The organism is Mesorhizobium sp. M8A.F.Ca.ET.202.01.1.1 (assembly GCF_004791595.1).
GTDB lineage: Bacteria > Pseudomonadota > Alphaproteobacteria > Rhizobiales > Rhizobiaceae > Mesorhizobium.
Genome location: NZ_SRUN01000205.1, coordinates 1 through 314, shown reverse-complemented (window position 1 = coordinate 314; position 314 = coordinate 1). Strand labels below are relative to the sequence as shown.

General features: G+C 55.7%; 1 pseudogene. It reads left to right on the top strand.

From position 1 onward, the window contains the following. Positions 1-300 (top strand): annotated as a pseudogene (locus EN845_RS34510) (hypothetical protein); the annotation flags it as partial. Positions 301-314: the final 14 nt, after the last annotated feature.

Sequence of the window (314 nt, the reverse complement as noted above, 5' to 3'; positions counted from 1 at the left end):
AAGAATTTTGAGATGCCGGTTGTCGTCATGCCGTCACTCAAAGAGGACGTTGTGTTCGATCCGGCCGGCAACATGGTCGCTTGGTATCCTCGGAAGGAGATAGCCCCAAGTGTTATCGTCCATCCGCGCTTCTCGTTTGGCCGCCCCACTCTTCAGGAAAGCCACATCCCAACAGAAAGGCTAGCCCACGCCGTCAAGATAGAGGGCAGTGTGGGCGTGGTCGCAGACCAATTTGAAGTATCCGAAGATCAAGTCAGCGAGGCTGTGCGCTTCCAAGCTGACTTGCGGCAGGCGGCTTGAAAGTCGCGTTTGAC